Here is a 20903-nt window from a genome sequence, read left to right on the forward strand (position 1 = left end):
GATGTCGGCTTGGCCTGAAGTCGAGCGGTGGTCTCGGTGCTCGGCCGGGCTGAGCAAAATCCAGCCCGGCCGGCGTTTGAGGCCGCCCGCCCGGAGCCCGGCAGCGTCAGAGGTTTATAAGACACTGGTTTGAGGCCGCCCGCCCGGACTCCGGGCCGACCCAAGCAAAGCCCGGCCGGCGTGTGAGGCCCGGTCGCCCCGGCGCCGGGGCGGGCCTCACGTGGTGGCGAGCTTCAGATCCTTGAGGAGCTTGGCCACGTGGCCCGTGGCGCGGACGTTGTACAGGGCGCGTTCCACCTTGCCGGTCTCGTCGACGATGAACGTGGAGCGGATCACACCCTTGACCGTCTTCCCGTACATCGTCTTCTCGCCGAAGGCCCCGTACGCCTCCAGCGTGGCCTTGTCCGGATCGGCCAGCAGCGTCACCCGCAGGTTCTCCTTCTCCCGGAACTTGACCAGCTTCTCCGGCTTGTCCGGCGAGATGCCCAGCACGTCGTAGCCGGCCCCGGCCAGCAGATCGAGGTTGTCGGTGAAGTCGCACGCCTGCTTGGTGCAGCCCGGGGTCAGCGCGGCCGGGTAGAAGTACACGATGACCTTGCGGCCCGCGTAGTCGGACAGCGAGACGGACCCACCGTCGGCGTCGGACAGGGTGAAGGCGGGGGCGGTGTCGCCCGCCTGGAGGCGGTCGCTCACGAAGAACTCCTCGAATCGAATCGCTCGGCAACGCAACGTACGCCGCAACGCTAGCGCCGCCGTCGGACCGATCCCGGCCGCCCGCCCCCGGCCGGCCGCGCGTCCCCGGGGCGCGTTCTTCGTCAAAGCAGGGCAAAAACCGACGCCCGAGCGCCCTTGTTGCCACCATCACCCAATTGCAAGACTTTTGCAGGTACGGCCGGACGTCATAGGATCCCTCCGCCGAATCCGGCATTTCGGGAGGGGCCACATGCACATACCCAACGGCTTCATCGACGGCCCCGTATCCGCGGGTGCAGGCGTGATCGCGATCGCCGGCGTCGCCGTCGGCCTGCGCGGCGCACGCCGCGAGCTGGACGAGCGCACCGCACCGCTCGCCGGCCTGGTCGCGGCCTTCGTCTTCGCCGTCCAGATGCTCAACTTCCCCGTCGCGGGCGGCACCAGCGGCCATCTCCTCGGCGGCACCCTCGCCGCGATCCTGGTCGGCCCGTACACCGGCGTGTTGTGCGTGGCGGTCGTACTGCTGATGCAGGGCCTGTTCTTCGCCGACGGCGGACTGACCGCGCTCGGCCTGAACATCACCATCATGGGCGTCGTGACGGTCGTGGTCGGCTACGGCCTGTACCGGCTCACCCTCGGCCTGCTGCCCGCCCGGCACTCGTCCGTCCCGATCGCCGCGTTCGTCGGCGCGCTGGTCTCGGTACCCGCGGCCGCCTGCGTGTTCACCCTCTTCTACGCGATCGGCGGCACGACCGACGTATCCATCGGCAAGGTGGCCGGCGCGATGATCGGCGTACACGTGCTGATCGGCATCGGCGAGGCGATCATCACCGCCGCCACCGTCTCCAGCGTGCTGGCGGTGCGGCCCGACCTCGTCCACGGCGCGCGCGGCCTGGCGCGTCCCCTCGAACTGCGCTCGGCTGGGGAGACCCGATGACCCGCGTCCGTACCCGCACCCTGCTGATCGCCGGGGCCGTGCTCGCCCTGGTCCTGGCCGGATTCGTCAGCTACTACGCCAGTCAGAGCCCGGACGGCCTGGAGAAGGTGTCCGCCGACAAGGGCATCGACGCCAAGGAGCGGGACCACCAGTTCAAGGACGGCCCGCTGGCCGACTACAACGTCAAGGGTGTGCACAACGAACGCCTGTCCGGCGGCCTGGCCGGGGTGATCGGCGTCGCGGCCACCCTCGCCGTCGGCACCGGCGTGTTCCGGCTGGTCCGGCGCCGTCCGGTCGACGCCCCGGCGAAGCCCGCCCACGACGGCGTCGACTCGGGCAGCGGCGGCTGACGTGGCCGGCGGACCCGAACACCGGCTCTTGTGCCCGGGCGACTCCCCCGTGCATCGGCTGCCGCCGCACTGCAAGCTGCTCGCGCTGATCGGCTTCGTCCTGGCGACGGTGTCCACCCCGCGCGAGGCCTACTGGGCCTTCGGCGTGTACGCGGCGCTGCTCGCGGTCGTCGCCGCCATCGCCCGCGTCCCGGCCGGCTTCGTACTGCGCCGGATGCTGGTGGAGACCCCGTTCGTGCTCTTCGCGCTGCTCCTGCCCTTCGTCGCCGACGGCCCAACCGTCGAGGTGCTGGGCCTGACGGTCAGCCACGACGGCCTGCTCGGCGCCTGGAACGTCCTGGCCAAGGGCACCCTCGGGGTCGTCGCCGGCGTGCTGCTGGCGGCCACCACCGAACTGCGCGCCCTGCTGCTCGGCCTGCGGAAGTTGCGCATGCCGGCGCTGCTCGTGCAGATCATGTCGTTCATGCTGCGCTACGGCGCGGTGATCACCGCCGAGATGGGCCGGATGCGGATCGCCCGCGAATCGCGCGGCTTCGTCGCGCGCGACCTGCGCCAGACCCCGACGGTGGCCAAGTCGGCCGGCGCGCTGTTCATCCGCTCCTACGAGCGCGGCGAGCGGGTGCACCTGGCGATGCTCAGCCGCGGGTACACCGGGACCATGCCGATCCTCGTGGACACCCGCGCCCGCGCCGCCCAGTGGGCCGCCGCCGCGACGCTGCCCGCGGCGGCGTTCGCGGTGTGGGCGGGGGCACTGCTCCGGTGACCTCGCGCGTGACCGGACAATCGCGGGATCCGCGACACCGCGCGACCCGAGAACGGAGTACCCCACGTGAGTGAGTCCCCGCCCCCCTCCCTCGCCGTCCGCGGCCTCGCCTACGCCTACCCGGACGGCCACCAGGCCCTGTTCGGCGTCGACCTGACCATCGCCCGCGGCGAACGGGTCGCCCTGCTCGGCCCCAACGGCGCCGGCAAGACCACCCTCGTCCTGCACCTGAACGGGATCCTGACCGCCGGCGCCGGCACCGTCGAGGTGGCCGGACTGCCCGTGGCCAGGGAGCACCTGCGCGAGATCCGCCGCCGGGTCGGCATCGTCTTCCAGGATCCGGACGACCAGCTGTTCATGCCCACCGTCCGGGAGGACGTCGCGTTCGGCCCGGCCAACCTCGGCCTGCGCGGCGCCGCGCTGGAGGAGCGGATGCGACACGCGCTCGACCGGGTGGGCATGGCCGACTTCGCCGACCGGCCGCCGCACCACCTCAGCTACGGCCAGCGCCGCCGGGTCGCGGTGGCCACGGTGCTGGCGATGGAACCGGAGATCCTGGTCCTGGACGAGCCGTCCTCGAATCTGGACCCGGCGAGCCGACGCGAATTGGCCGACGTGCTCCGCTCGCTCGACGTCACGGTGTTGATGGTGACCCACGACCTGCCCTACGCGTTGGAGCTGTGTCCACGTTCGGCGGTACTCGCGGGCGGCGTGGTGGTCGCCGACGCAGACACCCGCGACCTGCTCCTGGACCGTGACCTGATGGCCGCCCACCGGCTCGAACTGCCCTACGGTTTCGACCCGTCCTCGGTCCCGGCGTAACCGCCCGCAGCGCGCCGACGGACGCCACGGGACCCGGTTGACCCGGGGCCGGGGAGGTAACTGACAGACTTGGGCGACACACGAGCGCAGGAGCCGGAGAGGACGGGTTGTGAGCGACCACGGGCGGGAACTGTCTCCGGCGGAGTTGGAGCGGCAAGGCCGGGCGGCATTGGGCCGTCCGGTGACGGCACACGCTGAGCGGAGTCGGGTGGAGTCGGTGAACGGTGCACACAAGGCTGACGTTTCGAACGCCGGGCACGGGGACGGCAAGTCCGCCGGGCACGATGTGAACGGTGCCCCCGACCGACGTACGCCGCAGCAGATCGAACGGGACATCGAGGCGGCCCGGGCCAACCTGGCGGTGACCCTGGACGAGATCGTCGACCGGGTGAAGCCGGCCAACGTCGCGGCCCGCGCGAAGGACAAGGTACGGGCGCAGTTCATCGACAGCGACACCGGCGCACCGCGCATGGAGCGGATCGTGCCGCTCGCGGGCGGCGTGGCCGGGCTGGTCCTGCTGGTCGTCCTGGTCAAGAGCCGGGGCGGCGACAAGGCCGCGGCGAAGAAGGCCAAGGCCGCCAAGAAGCGCTGACCACCGCGGCACGCCGGTCGGGCCGACGCCCGGCCCGACCGCGTGCGGCCCGGCCGAAGCCGATCCGGGACGGTTTTCGGGCCGAAGCGGATCGGGACATCACACCTCCCGGTGACGCACGTTCGGCCTCGGACGGGTAGCTTGTCGAAGCGTGAGTTCCGACAGGTCCCAGTCTTCGAGCAACAACACCGCCCACGACCTCGGCGAGAAGCTGCCCATCCGCATGCTGCACGACCGTGTCCTGGTCCGCCAGGACGCCGCGGAGGGTGAGCGCCGCTCCGGCGGCGGCATCCTGATCCCCGCGACCGCGCAGGTCGGCAAGCGGCTGGCATGGGCCGAGGTGGTCGCGGTCGGCCAGAACGTCCGCACCGTCGAGCCGGGCGATCGTGTCCTGTACGACCCCGAGGAGCGCGCCGAGGTCGAGGTGCGCGGGGTCCCGTACGTGCTGCTGCGCGAGCGCGACCTGCACGCGGTCGCCGCCGAACGCATCGAGGTCTCCGGCGAGGCCACCGGCCTGTACCTCTAGCGCCCACCCCACCCCGCCCCGACGCCGACCGATCCGGCGGATCGACCGCGGCGTCTCCGCACGCCGGATGGTGAGTCCGTTCACCATCCGGCGGCCCACACCGGCCGATTCACCCCTTGGGGTGAACTCTTCTGCCAGGATGTCCCGATCCGCGGGAAGAGCCGGCCACGAGGAGAGGGACAGATGCCGCGACGTCGGATCTGGATGGCGGCGCTGTGCGCGGTCGCCTTGGCGGGGTTTTTGGCCGGCGGCCTGGTCGGCGTGTTCGACGGTGGCGGCGGGGGCTCCTCGCATGCCGCGGCGACCTCGCCGGTGCCGACCACCTCGCCCTCGCCGACGGCGGTGAACGCCGGGCAGATCAGCTCCGCGCCGCCGACCACCGCCCCGCCCACCTCGGCGTCGCCGACACCGTCCAAGACCGCGTCCGCCAAACCGCCGTTGGCCGCGGGCGGGCGCTACGTACTGCTGCTGCCGGACGGCCGGGCGATGGACGTGATGGGTGCCAGCGACCGGGATCGGGCCGCGGTGATCGCGTACCCGATGGGACCGGGCAAGGCCAACCAGCAGTGGGTGGTCCGCGACGCGGGCGGCGGCTTCGTCCGGCTCGAGTCGGCACTCTCGCGCAAGTGCCTGGAGGTGTCCGGCGGCCGGGAGCCGCGCGCCTACCAGGACGACTGCGGGCGCGCCGAGAACCAGATGTGGAAGCCGCAGCCCAGCGGCTCCGGCGTGGTCTTCGTGGCCCGCAACGGGGCCGCCCTCGGCCTTGGCGACCAGGTCGGCGGCCAGCAGGGCCTGGGCCTGGTCCCGGTCGGCTCCGGGTCGGTGTGGCGGCCCAGCGGCGCCTGAGCGGCAGCCGCCGGGCCGTCGGCGACCTGCGTCAGCCGCCGTTGTACTTCTTCGCGACGCGCGCGCCCAGGTCCGGGTCGACCCTCGTCCAGTATTCGATCACCCGGGGCAACACCTCGGCGGTCACCGGACCGTCGCTCTTCATGTGGCCGACGATGTTGCCGACCAGGTGCTCCCGGTCGGTCTCGGACATCACCTTGCGGTACAGCGTGCCCGGCTGGCCGAAGTCGTCGTCCTCGGCGTGCGGCCGGTAGGCCGAGCGCACGATCTCGCCGGCGACCTCGTAGTTCTCGTCCTCGTACGGCGCCGGGTCGGCGACCGGTCCGCCGCGGCTGTTCGGCGCGTACACCGGGTCGCCGTAGTTCTCGTACCGCATCGCGCCGTCCTTGTTGTAGGAGTGCACGGGCACGATCGGCCGGTTGATCGGCAGCTGGAGGTAGTTCGGCCCGATCCGGTAGCGGTGCGTGTCCGGATAGCTGAACAGCCGGCCCTGGAGCATCTTGTCCGGGCTGGCACCGATGCCCGGGACCAGGTTGGCCGGTTCGAACGAGGCCTGCTCGACCTCGGCGAAGTAGTCCGCCGGGTTGCGGTCCAGCGTCATCCGGCCGACCTCGATCAGCGGGTAGTCGCCGTGCGGCCACACCTTGGTCAGGTCGAACGGGTTGAAGCGGTAGTCGGCCGCCGCCTCGAACGGCATCACCTGGACGTGCAGCGTCCACGACGGGTGGTCGCCGCGGGCGATCGCCTCGCGCAGGTCGCGCAGGTGGAAGTCGCGGTCCTCGCCGGCCATGGCGGCGGCCTCGGCGTCGGTGAAGTTCTCGATGCCCTGGTCGGTCAGGAAGTGGTACTTGATCCAGAACTTCTCCCCGCCCGCGTTCACCCACATGAAGGTGTGGCTGCCGAAGCCGTGCATGTTGCGCCACGTCTTCGGGGTTCCCCGGTCGGACATCAGGAACATCACCTGGTGCGCCGACTCCGGCGAGAGCGTCCAGAAGTCCCACTGCATGTCGTGATCGTGCAGGTGGGTGTCCGAGCGGCGCTTCTGCGAGTGGATGAAGTCGGAGAACTTGCTCGGATCCCGGATGAAGAAGATCGGCGTGTTGTTGCCGACCAGGTCGTAGTTCCCGTGCCGGGTGTAGAACTTGATCGCGAATCCGCGCGGGTCGCGCACGGTGTCCGGGAAGCCGAGTTCGCCGGCGACCGTGGAGAAGCGGATGAACATCGGGGTCTCGCGGCCCGGCTGGAACAGATCCGCCTTGGTGAACCGGCTCACGTCCTGGGTGACCCGGAACACGCCGTGGGCACCGCCGCCCTTGGCGTGCACCACCCGCTCCGGGACCCGCTCGCGATTGAACTGGGCCATCTTCTGGATGACGTAGTGGTCCTGGAGCAGCAGCGGACCGTTGGGGCCGACGGAGAGCGAGAACTCGTCGCTCGGGGCGGGAATGCCCGCGTCGGTCGTGGTCGTGGGGCGTTCGGTCATCGCCGATATCCCTTTCGTGGTCTCGGGTCGCACGCGAGTGAGGCTCGACTGCCCCTTATGCCCGATGTGCTCTCCGATACGCCTGGCCGGCGGAACAGCACGGGGTGTGCGGCGGTTGCACCTCAGAGCACGAATACGCCTGCGTGCGGAGCGGCGGACGGGGCGGGACACGGGCCGGAACGCGGCCGGGAACGGGCCGAGTGACGGCCGAGAGCGGGCCGGAGAAAGGGACGCGGAGTGGACGCGGTAAAGCTGTCGGTATTGGACGTGGCACCGGTCGGGACGGGATATTCGGCGACCGAGGCGCTACGGACGAGTACCGAGTTGGCGAAGCGGGCCGAGCGGTGGGGCTTCCATCGGTTCTGGGTGGCGGAGCACCACAACATGCCCGGCATCGCCAGTTCGTCCCCGCCGGTGCTGCTCGCGCACCTGGCCGCGCACACCACCACGCTGCGGCTGGGTTCGGGCGGGGTGATGTTGCCCAACCACGCGCCGCTCGTGGTGGCCGAGCAGTTCGGCACGCTCCAGGCGCTGCACCCCGGCCGGATCGACATCGGCATCGGTCGGGCCCCGGGCACCGACCAGGTCACCATGCGCGCCCTGCGGCGCGGTGGCGGCGCCGAGTCGGTGGACGAGTTCCCGCAGGCGCTCGGTGAGCTGATCGGCTTCGTCACCGGGCGCTTCGCCGAGGAGCACCCGTACGCCCGGATGCACGCCGTGCCGGGTCCCGCGTCCGGGATCGAGGCGGGCGGCGAGTTCGCCACCGCGGAGGCGCCGGTGTGGCTGCTGGGGTCCAGCGGTTACAGCGCGCAGCTGGCCGGGATCCTGGGGCTGCCGTTCGCCTTCGCGCACCACTTCAGCGGACAGCACACGCTGCCCGCGCTGGAGCTGTACCGCGAGTCGTTCCAGCCGTCGGCGTCGCTCAAGGAGCCGTACGCGATGATCGCGGCCGGGGTGATCGCGGCCGACACCCGGGAGCAGGCCAAGCGGCTCGCCTTGTCCCAGGCGTTGTCGATGCTGAAGCTGCGCAGCGGCAACCCCGGGCGCATCCCGTCGCCGGAGGAGGCCGAGGCGTATCCGTGGACGCCGGCCGAGCGCGAGTTCGTGGAGAGCTACCAGCGGCAGCACATCAGCGGAGACCTGGCCGACGTGCGGGCGGGGATGCGGGAGTTGCGCGAGCGCACACAGGTGGACGAGTTGATGGTGATCAGCAACGTGTACGGGCACGACGCGCGGATCCGGTCGTACGAGTTGATCGCGAAGGCCTGGGGGCTGATCGAGGAGTGAGGGGCGCACCGCCCGGCGGTGGGAGCCGCCGGGCGGGCGTGGGCCTCGGCTCGGCGGGCCCTCGGGTCGGTGGCCTCGGCGCGGCCCCCGCTCAGCGGACCGTGACCTCGATGTGGTGGTGGCCGGTGGCGCCGTCGGGGATCACGTCGGCCGACGTGTCGGTCTGGACCGCACCGGTGCCGTCCGTGGCGCGCACGCGCAGGGTGTGCCGGCCCGGGGTGGCGTCCCACGTCCACCGGTATTGGCGCCACGTGTCGGTGGTGGTCTGCGGGGCGAGTTCGGCGGGTTGCCAGGGGCCGTCGTCGACCCGGATCTCCACGGCGGTGATGCCCCGATGCTGGGCCCAGGCGACACCGGCGACCGGGACGGGGCCGGCGCGCAGGTCCGCCGCGTCGCGGGGGGTGTCCAGCCGCGACTGGGTCTTGATCGGGGCCAAGCGGGCCCACCCGAGCCGCACCCAGTAGGCGCTGAACGCGGCGAACCGGGTCACCTCGATGTCCACGATCCACTTGCACGCGGACACGTACCCGTACAGGCCCGGCACCACCATCCGGACCGGGAAGCCGTGCTTGATCGGCAGCGGCTCGCCGTTCATCGCGTACGCCAGCATCGCGTCGCGCCCGTCCATGACCTCGCGCAGCGGGGTGCCGATGGTCATCCCGTCCGGCGACCGGGAGACGATCTGGTCGGCGCCGGGCCGCACGCCCGCCTCGCGCAGCAGGTCGGCCAGCGGGGTGCCCAGCCACCGGGCGTTGCCGATCAGGTCGCCGCCCACGTCGTTGGAGACGCAGGCGAGGGTGATGTCCCGCTCGATCGGGAAGCGGGCCCGCAGTTGTTCGTAGCTCAGCCGGATCTCCCGGTCGACCATGCCGTGGATGCGCAGTTCCCAGTCCTCGGCGCGCAGTTGCGGCACGGTGAAGGCGGTGTCGATCCGGTAGAAGTCCGCGTTCGGGGTCAGGTACGGGGTCAGCCCCGGGGCGACGAAGCCCGGGCCCGCCGGGGCCGCGGCGCTGATCGGCCGGGGCAGCGTGCCCGCGACGCCGGCCCGGGACTTCTCCGCGTTGAAGCGGGCGTGCTGGAGCATCCGACCGCCGAACCCGGCCACCGCGGCCGCGACGGCGGCGCCGACCACGAGTACGGTGCGGCGCGCGGTGTCCGGGGCCGGTTCGGCCACGTCGTCCTCGGGCGCGACCGGCAGCGGGCGGGCGAGCGGCCGGCGGTCGACCAGGTCCGGGCGGGTGAGCAGGACCAGCGCGAGCACCCCGAACAGCGTGCCGACCAGCGTCGGCGCCAGATCGGCGGCGCGGTACGAGGGTCGGTCGGCGGCGGCCCACGCGGCGAAGCCGCCGAGCGCCAGGACCCCGGCGACGCCGTAGCGGAGCCGGCGCGCGGCGAGCACCCCGAGGCCGGCCGCGAACAGCGCGAGCAGCACGGCGATCACGGTCAGCAAGAACGCCTTGTCGCCGGTCCCGAAGGTACGGATCGCCCACTCGCGCGGCCCCGTCGGCGCCCGGTCGGTGACCGCCCCGCTGATCGTCACGAACGGCGTGGCCTCCGGTCGGACGAACGCCGCGACCGCCTCGGCCACCCCCACCGCGACCGCGGCCGACACCACGCCGACCACCGCGGCCCTGATCCCGCCGGCACGCCGCACCACGCCCACCTCACGCTCGAAATCCGCCTCCCCTCATCCTGACGCCCCGACCCGGACGGTGGCCGAATCGCCTGCTTACCGTTGTGTGACGAAGCGTCGGCGGCCCGGCGGCCGCAAACCCGCGAGTTTGTTGCAAACGCCTTGCAATAAGCTTGGTCGGTTCGTGTCGCCACCGTATGGGGAGTTGTCGTGAGCACCGCCGATCGGGAACGGGTCATGTCCGACGCAGAGCTGATCCGGGCCTGGGTCGGCGGGTGGGCGGTGGCTCGGGCGGTGACGGCGCCGGTCGCGGTGGACGGCGGGTACCGGCTCGACGTCGGACTGCCCGGGCATCGGGTGCGCTACGTGTTCTTCGACCCGGACCGGCCCGCCGAGGTGGTCCGCACCCGGACCGAGCCCGGCACCTGGATCAAGACCCTCGCGCCCGTCGAGCGGGTTCGGCCCGCGCTCACCTCCGCGTGGACCGTGGGCGAGCCGGAGTACCCGATGACCGGGCCGCTGCGCCGGCAATCGCCTGCGGCGCCGGCCGGCTACACGATCGAGGTCGAGACCCGGGACGAAACCACCTTCGGCCGGCTGCTCGCCGCCGACGGGGCGGTCGCGGCCCACGGACGGATCGGGGTCACCGGGGACACCGCGGTGGCCGACCAGATCCACACCGACCCCGCGCACCGCCGGCGCGGCCTGGGCAGCGTGGTGATGACCGTGCTCGCCGACGCCGCCGCCGCGCGCGGCGCCCGGACCGGGGTCCTGGTCGCCACCGCCGCCGGACGGGAGCTGTACCGCACGCTGGGGTGGACCCAACACGGCGTGCTCACCGCCGCGTGGATCCCGGAGCAGCAAACGGGGACCGCCGAGGCCGCGCCGGAGCCGCCCTCCGCTCAGCCGCGCGCCGCCAGGTAGGCCCGCTTCACCTGCGCCCACCGCGCCCGCTGCTCGGGGGTGGACCGGCCGCGCAGTTCGGCGAGCTTGAGCAGGTTGGCCTCCGCGTCGGTGGTCAGCGTCTGCGCCTCCGCCGCGTAGTGGTCGTCCAACAGCCGCTCGACCTCCGCCTCGTCCAGGACCGGCAGGATGCGCTCCGCCAGCTTGTTGGTGTCCCGATACGAGCCCTGCAACCGGAACGGCGGCTCGGTGCGCGCCGCCTCGGACTGCGCGGCCGAGGCGATGTAGGCCCGGTTCGCCGCGAGCACCGTCTCCACCACGTGCAGCAGTCGGCGCAACACGGCCAGGACGCGGTCCAGTTCGGTCGCGTCGTACGGGTGCGCGAGCCGATCCGGGCGCGCGCTGCCATCGCCCCGGGCCAGCCGGATCAGCAGGTCCAGATCGGCCCGGTCGCGCCCGGCGATCGGGGCCAGGACCGGGTTGGCGGTCAGCGCGTTCTCGATGTGGCTGAGCGCGAACAACTCCTCGCGCCCGCCGAGCACATCGCCCAGGTTCCACACGTCGGCCCGGTTGGCCAGCATGTCCGGGATCCGAAAACGCGCGCCGGACTCGGTGTACGGGTTGCCGGCCATGCACACCGCGAAGCGTTTCCCGCGCAGGTCGTAGCTGCGCGACTCGCCGTCACGCACCCCCTCGATCCGCCGCTGCGCGTCACACAACGAGACGAATTTCTGCAGCAGTTCGGGTGAGACGTGCTGGATGTCGTCCACGTGCAGCAGCACGTTGGCGCCCAGTTCCAGGGCGAACCCGATCTTCTCCACCTCGCGCCGCGCGGCGGCGTCCGGCGCGGCGGCCGGGTCCAGGGACGTGGTGCGCGCGCCGAGCGCGGGGCCGTCGATCCGGACGAAGAGCAGGCCCAGTCGGGCGGCGACGTACTCCATCAGCGTGGTCTTGCCGTAGCCGGGCGGGGACAGCAGGAGCAGCAGCCCCTGGCTGTCGGTGCGCCGTTCCGGCCCCGCGGCACCCAGCTGCTTGGCCAGGTTGTCGCCGATCAGCGGCAGGTAGACCTCGTCGATCAGCCGGTTGCGGACGAACGCCGACATCACCCGGGGGGTGTGCGCGTCGAGCCGCAGCCGCTCGCGGGCGGCGGCCAGCAGTTCGGTGCGCCGGCGCTGGTACGCCCGGTACGCGGGCACCCGGGTGTGGCGGAACTCGTCGGTGCGCGTCAGGAACTCGTCCAGCCGCAGGTCCAGCGTGCCGCCGCTCGCCACACGCGGGTGCGCGCCGAGCAGGCCGGTGACGGTGGCGGAGATCGGGGCGTCGACGTGGTGTCGCTCCAGCGCCGCCCCGCACACCTCGACGGCGACCGCCTCGGCCAACTCCGGGGGTGGGTCGGTGTCGAGGCGGGCGGCGTAGGCGCCGAGCCAGGCGCCGACGAGTTGGTGCCGGGCGGCCAGGTCGCCGTCGAGGGCGCGCAGGTCCTCGGCGAAGTCCTTGGCCGCCGGGGCGTCGTCGCCGCCGAGCGAGGCGCGGAAGCCGGTCAGGAGCGTGCGAGCGACCGCGCCGGTGGCGAAGCGCGGGCCGCCGGCGGCGAGTTCCTCGAACAGGTAGGCGCCGATCGTGGTGCCGGGCGTGCTCGGCGGGGCCAGCGCCTCGGTCAGGAACCCGGTTGCCCGCTCGCCGAGTTCGGCGGCCAGGTCGGCGACGGCGGGGATCGGGCCGAAGGTGTCCCTGGCCCGGCCGAGCGACTGGGCCCGGGTCGTCCAGCGTTGCCGGGCGTCGGCGGCCACGCCGTGCGCCCAGTACAGCTGGGCCGCGGCCCGTACCTCCGGCGCGAACCGCAGCAGCCCGGCCCCGGCGCGCAGGCGCAGTACGGCCGCGAGCAGCGCGGCGGCGTCCCGATCGTGCACCCCCCGGTCGTAGCCCTCGCCGGGGCGCGACAGCGCGATCCGGCGCACCTCGGCGAGCAGTTCCTCGGCCGGCAACGCGTCGATCGGGCGCCCCTCGGTCTGCGCGAGCACCACCGCCGCGAGGTATTCGGCGCGGTAGACCCGCGGCGACTCGGAGCCCAGCGGCTGGTCGTGGAAGACCTGATGGGCGGCGGGCAGCGGCTCGCGCACCACCTCGCGGTAGTCGGTGCCGGTGATCGCGAACGCGAGGGTGTCCCCGTGTGGGACCAGGGTCAGCTCGATCGGGCGGTCGTGCACCGCGAACCGGTGCCGGCCGAGCCGTACGGTGCCCGCCGCGTCGTACAGTTCGGCGCGGTCGCGCAGGGCCCGGACGGCCTCCTGGCGGGCCGCGGTGAGCCGGCCCTCCAACTCGCCGGCGCGGACCGGGTCGCCGAGGCGGCGCAGTTCCCCGGCGGTGGAGCGGACCTTGCCGACCAGGGCGTCGGAGGCGAACCAGGTGTTGATCTCGTCGATGCTCGCGAGGGTGGTGATCCGGCGGGCGATGGTGGTCAGGACGCGCTGTGCGGAGTCGGCGAGGCGGCGGCCGTGCCGGGCCCGCTCGTCGAGTCGGGCCTGCTTGCGGGCGGTGAACGCGTCGTGGACGCGCTCGCGTTCGACGCCGATCCGGGCCAGGTGCTCGTCGAGCGCGCCGAACCCGGCCTCCAGGTCCTCGATCCGGGCCAGCAGCCGGGCCAGGTGTTCGTCGCACTCCTCGGGCGTCTCGGCGGCGGCCAGCGCGCCGACCACGGTCTGCTCCAACAGCGCCATCTCGGCGGCGAACTCGGCGCGCTGCTCGGCGTCGAGCAGGTCGCGACGGCGCGCGTCCAGGGTCGCGCGGGCCCGGTTGACCCCGCCCAGGACCTCGCCGATCCGGGTCAGGATCGTGGTGCGCACGCCGGCGTCGGTGCCGTCGAGGGTGCCGATCACCTCGGTGACCACGCGCATCCCGTCGCCCTGTTCGTCGATCCGGGCGGTCAGCGTGCCCGCCTCGGCCACGGTGGCCGCCGCGGCGGCCTCGGCGGTCAGCTCGTCGACGATCCGGTGGGTGGCCACGAAGGCGTCGTCGTCGGCCAGGAACGCCACCGCCCGCCGGCCCGCCTCGGCCAGTGCCGTGACCAGCACGGCTTCCGCCTCGGCGAGCGCGTCCGCGTCCAGGTGGCGAAGGTCCCGCAGGCTCGCCAACCGGCCCTGCGCGTGCCGCAGTTCGCCGAGCTGTCGGACACAGGCGGCGGCGCTGTCCGGCACCTCGCCGCGCACCCGCCGGGTCAGCGCGGTGGTGCTCGCGACCGCCTCGGCGAGCGCGTCGGCGGCGATCCGGCGCAGGTCCAGGACCCGGCGGAACTCCTCGACGACATCCGCCGCGGCGCCGCGCACGGTGGCCAACGGTGCGGCGAGGGACCCGAGTTCGGCGTCGCCGAGCCAGTGGTGGGTGTCCTCGACCCGGGCCGCGGCGGAGGTGATCGCGGTGAAGACGGCGGTCGTGGGCGCCGTCTCCTCGGCCATCGCGGCGATCGCGAGGCAGGCGGCGATGCCGCGGACCAGTTCCGGGTTGCCGATCCGGGCCAGTGGGCCGCTGCCCGGCGGGCGCGCCGCGGCGTACGCGTCCGAGGTGTACGGCGTGTCCCACATCTGGACGGTGTGCGTGCGGGTGGGTTCGGCGTCGAGGACCCGCAGGATCGCCATCGTGCCGTCCGCGAAGAACGCCCGGCCGTGCCCGACGATCGGCGCGGCGGCCTCCTCGCGGATCACGTTGTAGGACAGCAGCGTGACGCGGCCCTCCGCCCGGGCGTGGAACACGTACAGCACGTCCTCGCCGTTGGGCGAGCGCACCGTCGCCTCGAACTCCGCGTCGGTGGTGTCGATGTCGAAGGTGCGTGCGCCGCCCGTGCTCGGGTGATAGCCGCCGGGGAAGACGATGCCCTGGTCGTCGGGCAGGCGCCGGCAGGCCGCCGCGATGCCGTCGAGGCGGCGCACCTCGGCGGTGCGCGTGTTGTACACCAGGTGGCGCGGTTCGCTCTCGTTGTACGGGCGCACCCGGACCAGCAGCAGCGGTCCGACCCGGGCGTGCGCGACCTCGGCGTCGGCCAGCGACTGCAGCGGGTCGTCGACGGGTTCCGCGTAGACGCCCTCGGCGGTCTCGGTGTCGTTCTCGACCTTGACCACGAGCCGACCGCCCGATGTGGACAGGTACAGCGTGTCGGCGATCGTGATGTGCGGGTGCCGGCCCGGGACGTGGTCGGCGCGGGTGCTCTCGGTCCAGGCGAAGTCGTACGCGTCCGGGAGGACGTGCTCGCGCTCGCCCTGCGCGTCGAGGTAGGCGGGGGTGCCGTCGGGGGCCAGTCGCCAGCGCAACACCCGGATGTCGGTGGGGCGTTCGCCGACCCGGAAGACCGCGAGCAGGTGGGTCCCGATATCGCGCAGTCGCAGCAGCCGGGCGTCCCGGAAGTAGCGGTACAGCTCGGTGAAGTCCTGCCGGAAGCGGGTGTCGTCGAGCAGACCCGGAACGGCGTCGGTCGGAGCGGGCACGAAGCCCTCCGGGGTGCGCCGGTACAGCGCGAACACGTCGGCGGGCCCGACCTCCTCGCCCGACCCGCCGTCGGTGTTCCAGCCGGCCAGGAGCAGGCCGCCGACCTGGACGATGTCCCGTGCCACCACGGCCCGTTCGGTGTGCAGCCGGTGAGTGTCGGTCAGCGCCGGCGCGCCGCCGCCGCAGGTGAGCACCCGGCGCTCGTTCAACTCCCGTGCCCGCGTGCCCAGTTCCCGGGCGGCGGCGAGCAGTCGCCCGCGTAGCACCTCGTAGGTCCCGGGCTCGGCCTCCGGGCCGCCCGCCTGACCGCTCACGTTCGGGTCAACTCCCTCGTCCGGCACGGTGATCGCGCATCCCCGCTACTTGGCCAGGCCGTTGAGCCGGACCGGGGCGGTCAGGTCGGCGAGTCGGGTCTCGCCCAGCCCGCCGGCGCGGACCGCGTCCAGCAGGCCCTGGAGGGTGGCCGACTGCGGTCCGCCGCCGGCGATCAGCGCGCCGAGCGCGCCCGCGAGGGTCAGGTCGCGCACGCCGCCGGAGCCCAGGCCCGCGGCCAGCGCGCCGAGGTCGTCGACAAACGTCGAGCCGTTCGGGTCCAGCCAGGAGGCGGCCATCGTGCGCACGGTGTCGGAGCGGTCGACGAAGGCGTCCACGCTCTTCCCGGCGGCCATCGCGCCCATGATCCGGTCGAAGAACACGCTGTCCCCGCCGACGATGTCGATCTTGGCGTTCTCCAGGCCGGTGGCCAGCACGGTGGCCTGCGCCTCGGCGATCTGCCGGTTCACCTCCAGGCCGGCGAGCCGGATCTCCTTCTCCGCCTCCAGGCGCAGTCGGTATTCCTCGTGCACCCGGCTGGACTCGTCGAGCGCGGCCATCGCGGCGGCCTTCTCGGTCAGGCCCTCGGCCTCACCCTTCAGCCGCTCGCGCAGCCCGTCGGCGCTCGCCAGCGCCTTCTCGCGGGTCACCGCCGCCTCGGCGTGGCCCCGCTTGGACACCGCCTCGGCCATGCGCTCGGTCACCTCGGCCTCGGCCAGGCCCACCGCGGCGGCCTCGGCCCGCTTGCCCTCGGCGGCGCGGATCGCGGCCTGGGTGTCCAGTTCGGCCGACTTGCGCCGGGCCTCGGCCATGGTGAGCTGCTCGGCCGCACGGTGCCCGGCCGACTGCTCGGCGGCCTCGGCCGCCTTGATGTCCTTGACCAGTCGTCCCTGGGCCTCGGCCTCGGCGTGGATGATCTGCGCCTGCCGCTCGCGTTCGGCCTCCTCGACCATCCGCAGCTTCTTGATCTCCTCCTCCTGCGCGGCCACCGTGCGCTCGACCGCGATCCGCTCGCGGATCACCTCGGCGATGTCCCGCTTCTCCGCCTCGACCTCCTTGTCGCCGGCGATCCGGCGCAGCTGGGTCTCCCGCTCGCGGGCGATCACCTCCAGGAGGCGGTCCTTCTCGATGCGCTCGTTCTCCACCGCGATCACCCGCTCGCGGTTCTTCTGCGCGACGGCGACCTCACGCTCGCGGTTCTCGTTCTGGATCCCGAGCGTTTCCTCGGTCTTCATGTGCGCCGACTGCGCGCGCAGCCGTTCCTCGGCCTGCACCCGGGAGGTCTCCGCCTCCTCGCGGGCGCGGCTGATCTCGATCTCGCGGCGCTGCTTGATCTCCGCGTCGGCCTGGCGGCGTTCCAGTTCGAGCACCGTCTCGCGGGCCTCGACGTTTTGCCGGGTCATCTCCTTCTCCTCGGTGCGCTGGTACTCGTTGGTGCGCACGTGCTCGATGGTGGTCAGCTCGGTGATCTTGCGAATGCCCTGGGCGTCCAGGATGTTCGCGGCGTCGAGTTGGCTCATCGGGGTCTGTTCGAGGAAGTCGATCGCGGCGTCGTCGAGGTGGTAGCCGTTGAGGTCGGTGCCGATCACCGCGAGGATCCGGTCCCGGAACTCCTCGCGCTTGGTGTACAGGTCGACGAAGTCGAGTTGTTTGCCGACCGTCTTGAGCGCCTCGGCGAACTTGGCCGCGAAGAAGTCCTGGATCGCCGCCCGGTCGCTGGCCCGGTCCGCGCCGATCGCCTGGGCCACCTTGATCACGTCCTCGACGGTCTTGTTGACCCGGACGAAGAAATAGATGTGGATGTCCGCCCGGATGTTGTCCCGACAGATCAGCCCCTCGCGCCCGGTCCGGCGGATCTCGATCGTCTTCACCGAGATGTCCATGGTCTCGGCCCGATGCAGCACCGGCAGCACCACGGCGCCGGTGAAGGTGACGTCGACCGTGTTGGCCTTGGAGATGATCAGGGCCTGGCCCTGCGAGACCTTGCGGTAGAGCCGGGTCACGGCGAGGAAGACGACGAGCACGACGAGCAGGACGACGGCGACGAGCACGCCGATGCCCACGGTGATGGCATCCATCAGTGAAATCCCCTGGTCGAACGGGACGTTGGTGACCGCACGGGCAAGGGCGCGCGGCGGCGGACGGGCGGGGCGGAAGGCGGGCGGGCGGGCGCGGGCCCGTGGACCGGCTCGGGCCGGCCGCAGGCACGGAAGGGGTCAGCCGGTGACGCGGTCCGGGTCCAGCGCGCTGTCGAAGCGGGTGACCCGGAAGAACTCGCCGGCGACGTCGTAGTCGAAGATCAACGCGGTGTTGCCGGAGACCAATCCGCTCTCGTCGGTGCGGACCTGGAGGAGCGCGGTCGAGCCGTCCTCGGCCCGGACCTCGGCCTGACCGAAGTCGTGGCCCACCCGACCGGTCCGGATCAGGCAGGTACGACCGACGAAGTCGGTCCGCAGGGAAGGCCGTTCGGGCTTGAGGAAACGGCGGCCCAGCGCCCGCGCGAGGCACGCGGCCAACCATCCGGCACCGAGCGCCGCGGGGAGCGCCGCGGCGCGCAGCCACCACCGCTCGGTCAGCGCGGTACCGACCAGGCAGCAGAACCAGGTCACGGTGATCGCGAACGAGATCGTCACCGTGACCGGGACACCGGCGGTGTCGCCCGGGCCGTGGTCCCCATGGCCCCCGTGACCGTCATGACCCCCGTGGGCCCAGTGCCCGCCATGATGACCACCCCCGGTGCCGCCATGGCCCACGGCGACACCGCCGATCAACACCAGCAGCCAGTAGGCCGCCACCACGACGAGCGCGAAGCTGAACAGGACGGCGGGAAACGCCAGTGCCGCCCGCACGAAATCCCCCACCGTCCCACCCCCTCGGCCTGTCGTGCGCCGTCATGGTGGCACCGCCGCCGACACGCGCGCATTGCCGGAAGCCGGCAGTGTTGGCCGCTCCTTGACGTCCGATCCGCGACCCGGGGAAAGCGGGATCAAAGAGAAGTACCCGGCCAGCCCAAGACGCGGGCACCGAGCGCCGCGGTCTCCAGGGTGTAGCGCTGCAACGCGTCGCCCGGGTCGTATCCGGTCAGCGTCCGGATCCGCTCCAGCCGATAGGAGAGCGTGCGTACGCTGATCCGCAACCGGCGGGCGGCCTCGGCGTTGACGTAGCCCGCCGCCGCGCAGGCCGTGATCGTCTCCAGGAGCGGGGCCGCGCCGCCGCGCGCGTGCACCAGCGGCCCGAGCGCGGTGCGCACCAGATCGGCCATCGCCGCCCGGTCGCGCAGCAGTACCGGGAAGACCAGCAGATCGGCCGCGTCGAGCACCGGTCCCGGCAGGTCCAGCCGCTCGGCCAGGTCGAGCGCGCCCAGCGCCTCCTCGTAGGACAGCACGACCCCGCCCGCGCCCGGGTGCGATCGGCCCAGGGCGACCCGGTCGGCGCTCTTCCGGTCGCCGCCCGACCAGGTCACGTACTTGGCGAAGGCGGCGAGCACCGGCCGCTCGTCGTCCGGCGCGACGCACACCAGTCGGCCGCCCTTGGTGGTCAGCAGCACGTCGCGTTCGCCGAATCGGCCGATCAGCTCGCGCTCGACCCGGCGGACCAGCGGGTGCGCCTCGTCGTACGCCACCTCGCCCACCGCCACCGCGACCGCGTGCGCGCGGGCCAGCCGCAGCCCGAAACGCTCGGCGCGCTCGGCGAGTCGGCCCGGGTCGCTGCGGCCGTACAGCAGGTCGTCGATGAACTCGCGACGGGCGGCCTCCTCCTGGCGGACCGCCAACCGCTGGGCCCGCTCGTGGCCGGCGCCCAGCGCGCCGATCGCCGCCTCCGAGGCGGTCAGCACCGCCTCGCCCGCCCGGGCCGCCTCGCCCACGTTTCCCGCGCGGGCGACGCCCGGCAGCGTGGTCCACACCCGGCGGGTCTCGCGCAGGTACAGGTCGACCAGCGCGCGCCAGTGGTGTCCGGCCTCCGCGGCCCGTTCGCCGAGGTCGGCCAGCACGTCCAACTCGGCGCGGCGCAACAACCGCCCGGTGGTGGAGACCTCGCCGAGCAGTTCGGCCCAGTCGTGCAGGAACTCGGCGGGTATCGCGTCGTCGCTCTTCACACGTTTTCCCCCGTACCCCGTAGCCCCGCTTCGCTGCCGGAAATCCGGCACGAAGACGCTACCAACCTTGCCGAATCCCGGCAGGGACGGGCGGACGCGGGCACGGGCGGCCGGGGGCGGCGGTCAGCCGATCAGCTCGCCCACGATCGGGGCCAGTGCGCGAAACGCCTTGCCCCGGTGGCTGATCGCGTTCTTCTCGGCGGCGGTCAACTCGGCGGCGGTGCGGGTGTCACCGGCCACTCGAAGGATCGGGTCGTAGCCGAAGCCGCCGGTGCCGCGCGGCTCGCGGGTCAGCGTGCCCTCGAACCGACCCTCGACCACCCGCTCGGTGCCGTCGGGCAGCGCGAGCGCCGCCGCGCACGCGAACCACGCCTCGCGGTGTTCGTCGGCGATGTCGGACAGTTGGGCGAGCAGCAGCCGCAGGTTGGCCGTGTCGTCGCCGTGCGTACCGGCCCAGCGGGCGGAGAAGATCCCGGGCATCCCGTTGAGCGCGGCCACGCACAGGCCCGAGTCGTCGGCGATCGCCGGGAGTCCGGTGGCCCGCGCGATGGCGTGCGCCTTGAGCAGCGCGTTGGCCGCGAAGGTGAGCCCCGTCTCGGGCACGTCGGGCACGTCGGGATAGGCGTCCATCCCGACGAGTTCGACGTCGAGTCCGACGTCCGCGAGGATCTGCTGGAGTTCGACGACCTTGTTGGCGTTGCGCGTGGCGAGTACGAGACGGCTCATGGCGCAAAGCCTAGGGTCGCCGCCCGCCACCGGCCGAACCGGGCGTACGGATCACCCCGTCCGGGCGCGGACGCCCGGATCGCCGCTTCGCCGGCGAGTGCGACTACTTGGCGTAGTCGTGGATGTTGCCGGCGAAGTCGAAGACCAGCGTGGTCTCCTCACCGACCACCCATGCGTCGTGGCCGGGGTCGCAGACGAAGACGTCGCCCGCCTTCAGGTCCTTCTCCTCACCGTCGTCCATGCGGATGTGCATGTGTCCCTGGGCGACGTAACCGTTGTGGTGGAACCGGCAGCTGTCGGTCCCGGCGATGGGCCCGACGTCCTGCGACCACCGCCAGCCCGGCTCGAATCGGGCAACGCCGAAATCGATGCCTTCCAGACTGACCACGTCCAGGTGACCGTGCGGTATGTCGCGGCTCTCGTCGGCTTCGTTGATCGATCGCACAGCGAGCATGGTG

General features: G+C 72.7%; 16 protein-coding genes and 1 pseudogene. 8 read left to right on the top strand and 9 right to left on the bottom strand.

The window, feature by feature from the left end; all coding sequences use genetic code 11:
• Window positions 1-216 precede the first annotated feature (216 nt).
• Window positions 217-693, bottom strand: coding sequence for a thioredoxin-dependent thiol peroxidase (bcp, locus tag ACFRCG_RS26285; RefSeq protein ID WP_380035714.1), 477 nt, complete (start codon window positions 691-693; stop codon window positions 217-219).
• 250 nt (window positions 694-943) lie between these two features.
• Between bcp and ACFRCG_RS26290 the strand changes: the two are divergent.
• From ACFRCG_RS26290 to ACFRCG_RS26315, 6 genes and pseudogenes are all read left to right on the top strand, one after another.
• Window positions 944-1980: pseudogene (locus tag ACFRCG_RS26290) on the top strand (energy-coupling factor ABC transporter permease).
• A gap of 1 nt (window position 1981) precedes the next feature.
• Entirely contained in the window at window positions 1982-2743 is a 762-nt protein-coding gene (gene cbiQ / locus ACFRCG_RS26295) for a cobalt ECF transporter T component CbiQ (RefSeq protein ID WP_380035717.1), read from the top strand.
• 66 nt (window positions 2744-2809) lie between these two features.
• Window positions 2810-3565, top strand: a complete 756-nt coding sequence (locus ACFRCG_RS26300) for an energy-coupling factor ABC transporter ATP-binding protein (RefSeq protein ID WP_380035720.1) — start codon at window positions 2810-2812, stop codon at window positions 3563-3565.
• A gap of 217 nt (window positions 3566-3782) precedes the next feature.
• On the top strand, window positions 3783-4157 hold the full coding sequence (locus ACFRCG_RS26305; protein ID WP_380035722.1) for a DUF3618 domain-containing protein: 375 nt from the start codon (window positions 3783-3785) through the stop codon (window positions 4155-4157).
• Window positions 4158-4380: 223 nt separating this feature from the next.
• The gene (locus tag ACFRCG_RS26310; RefSeq protein WP_052173837.1) at window positions 4381-4683 is read left to right on the top strand and encodes a co-chaperone GroES; all 303 of its coding nucleotides are present in this window, start codon (window positions 4381-4383) and stop codon (window positions 4681-4683) included.
• A 183-nt stretch (window positions 4684-4866) separates the two neighbouring features.
• Window positions 4867-5529 (top strand): RICIN domain-containing protein, encoded by a 663-nt coding sequence (locus tag ACFRCG_RS26315; protein ID WP_380035725.1) that lies wholly within the window; start codon window positions 4867-4869, stop codon window positions 5527-5529.
• 31 nt (window positions 5530-5560) lie between these two features.
• On the opposite strand, the gene ACFRCG_RS26320 is transcribed toward ACFRCG_RS26315, so the two are convergent.
• Window positions 5561-7012, bottom strand: a complete 1452-nt coding sequence (locus ACFRCG_RS26320; RefSeq protein WP_380035728.1) for a catalase — start codon at window positions 7010-7012, stop codon at window positions 5561-5563.
• A gap of 237 nt (window positions 7013-7249) precedes the next feature.
• Between ACFRCG_RS26320 and ACFRCG_RS26325 the strand changes: the two genes are divergently transcribed.
• Complete coding sequence (locus ACFRCG_RS26325; RefSeq protein WP_380035731.1) at window positions 7250-8299, top strand: LLM class flavin-dependent oxidoreductase; 1050 nt, start codon at window positions 7250-7252, stop codon at window positions 8297-8299.
• Window positions 8300-8390: 91 nt separating this feature from the next.
• On the opposite strand, the gene ACFRCG_RS26330 is transcribed toward ACFRCG_RS26325, so the two are convergent.
• On the bottom strand, window positions 8391-9953 hold the full coding sequence (locus tag ACFRCG_RS26330; protein ID WP_380035734.1) for a molybdopterin-dependent oxidoreductase: 1563 nt from the start codon (window positions 9951-9953) through the stop codon (window positions 8391-8393).
• A gap of 189 nt (window positions 9954-10142) precedes the next feature.
• Here ACFRCG_RS26330 and ACFRCG_RS26335 point away from each other — a divergent pair, with 189 nt between their 5' ends.
• Window positions 10143-10856: a GNAT family N-acetyltransferase gene (locus tag ACFRCG_RS26335; protein WP_380035738.1), complete on the top strand. Its 714-nt coding sequence runs from the start codon at window positions 10143-10145 to the stop codon at window positions 10854-10856.
• Here the strand turns inward: ACFRCG_RS26335 and ACFRCG_RS26340 are convergent.
• From ACFRCG_RS26340 to ACFRCG_RS26365, 6 genes are all read right to left on the bottom strand, one after another.
• A complete protein-coding gene (locus ACFRCG_RS26340; protein ID WP_380035740.1) occupies window positions 10835-15625 on the bottom strand; it encodes a DNA repair ATPase in 4791 nt (1596 codons plus the stop codon). The two genes, ACFRCG_RS26335 and ACFRCG_RS26340, sit on opposite strands and share 22 nt — an antisense overlap.
• Before the next feature lie 45 nt (window positions 15626-15670).
• Entirely contained in the window at window positions 15671-17701 is a 2031-nt protein-coding gene (locus ACFRCG_RS26345; protein WP_380035743.1) for a flotillin family protein, read from the bottom strand.
• A gap of 138 nt (window positions 17702-17839) precedes the next feature.
• Window positions 17840-18484, bottom strand: coding sequence for a hypothetical protein (locus ACFRCG_RS26350; protein ID WP_380035746.1), 645 nt, complete (start codon window positions 18482-18484; stop codon window positions 17840-17842).
• A gap of 125 nt (window positions 18485-18609) precedes the next feature.
• Window positions 18610-19719, bottom strand: a complete 1110-nt coding sequence (locus tag ACFRCG_RS26355) for a PucR family transcriptional regulator (protein ID WP_380035749.1) — start codon at window positions 19717-19719, stop codon at window positions 18610-18612.
• 123 nt (window positions 19720-19842) lie between these two features.
• Window positions 19843-20445 (bottom strand): RdgB/HAM1 family non-canonical purine NTP pyrophosphatase, encoded by a 603-nt coding sequence (gene rdgB, locus ACFRCG_RS26360; RefSeq protein WP_380035752.1) that lies wholly within the window; start codon window positions 20443-20445, stop codon window positions 19843-19845.
• A gap of 103 nt (window positions 20446-20548) precedes the next feature.
• A complete protein-coding gene (locus tag ACFRCG_RS26365) occupies window positions 20549-20899 on the bottom strand; it encodes a cupin domain-containing protein (RefSeq protein ID WP_380035754.1) in 351 nt (116 codons plus the stop codon).
• Window positions 20900-20903 lie beyond the last annotated feature (4 nt).

This window comes from Embleya sp. NPDC056575, assembly GCF_042793325.1.
Taxonomy (GTDB): Bacteria; Actinomycetota; Actinomycetes; order Streptomycetales; family Streptomycetaceae; genus Embleya.

What these genes read in the sequence shown, in the direction of transcription:
- ACFRCG_RS26310 (WP_052173837.1), top strand. Translation starts at nt 4,381, where the DNA reads ATGCTGCACGACCGTGTCCTGGTCCGCCAGGACGCCGCGGAGGGTGAG.
- ACFRCG_RS26315 (WP_380035725.1), top strand. Translation starts at nt 4,867, where the DNA reads ATGCCGCGACGTCGGATCTGGATGGCGGCGCTGTGCGCGGTCGCCTTG.
- ACFRCG_RS26320 (WP_380035728.1), bottom strand. Translation starts at nt 7,012, where the DNA reads ATGACCGAACGCCCCACGACCACGACCGACGCGGGCATTCCCGCCCCG.
- ACFRCG_RS26345 (WP_380035743.1), bottom strand. Translation starts at nt 17,701, where the DNA reads ATGGATGCCATCACCGTGGGCATCGGCGTGCTCGTCGCCGTCGTCCTG.
- rdgB (WP_380035752.1), bottom strand. Translation starts at nt 20,445, where the DNA reads ATGAGCCGTCTCGTACTCGCCACGCGCAACGCCAACAAGGTCGTCGAA.
- ACFRCG_RS26365 (WP_380035754.1), bottom strand. Translation starts at nt 20,899, where the DNA reads ATGCTCGCTGTGCGATCGATCAACGAAGCCGACGAGAGCCGCGACATA.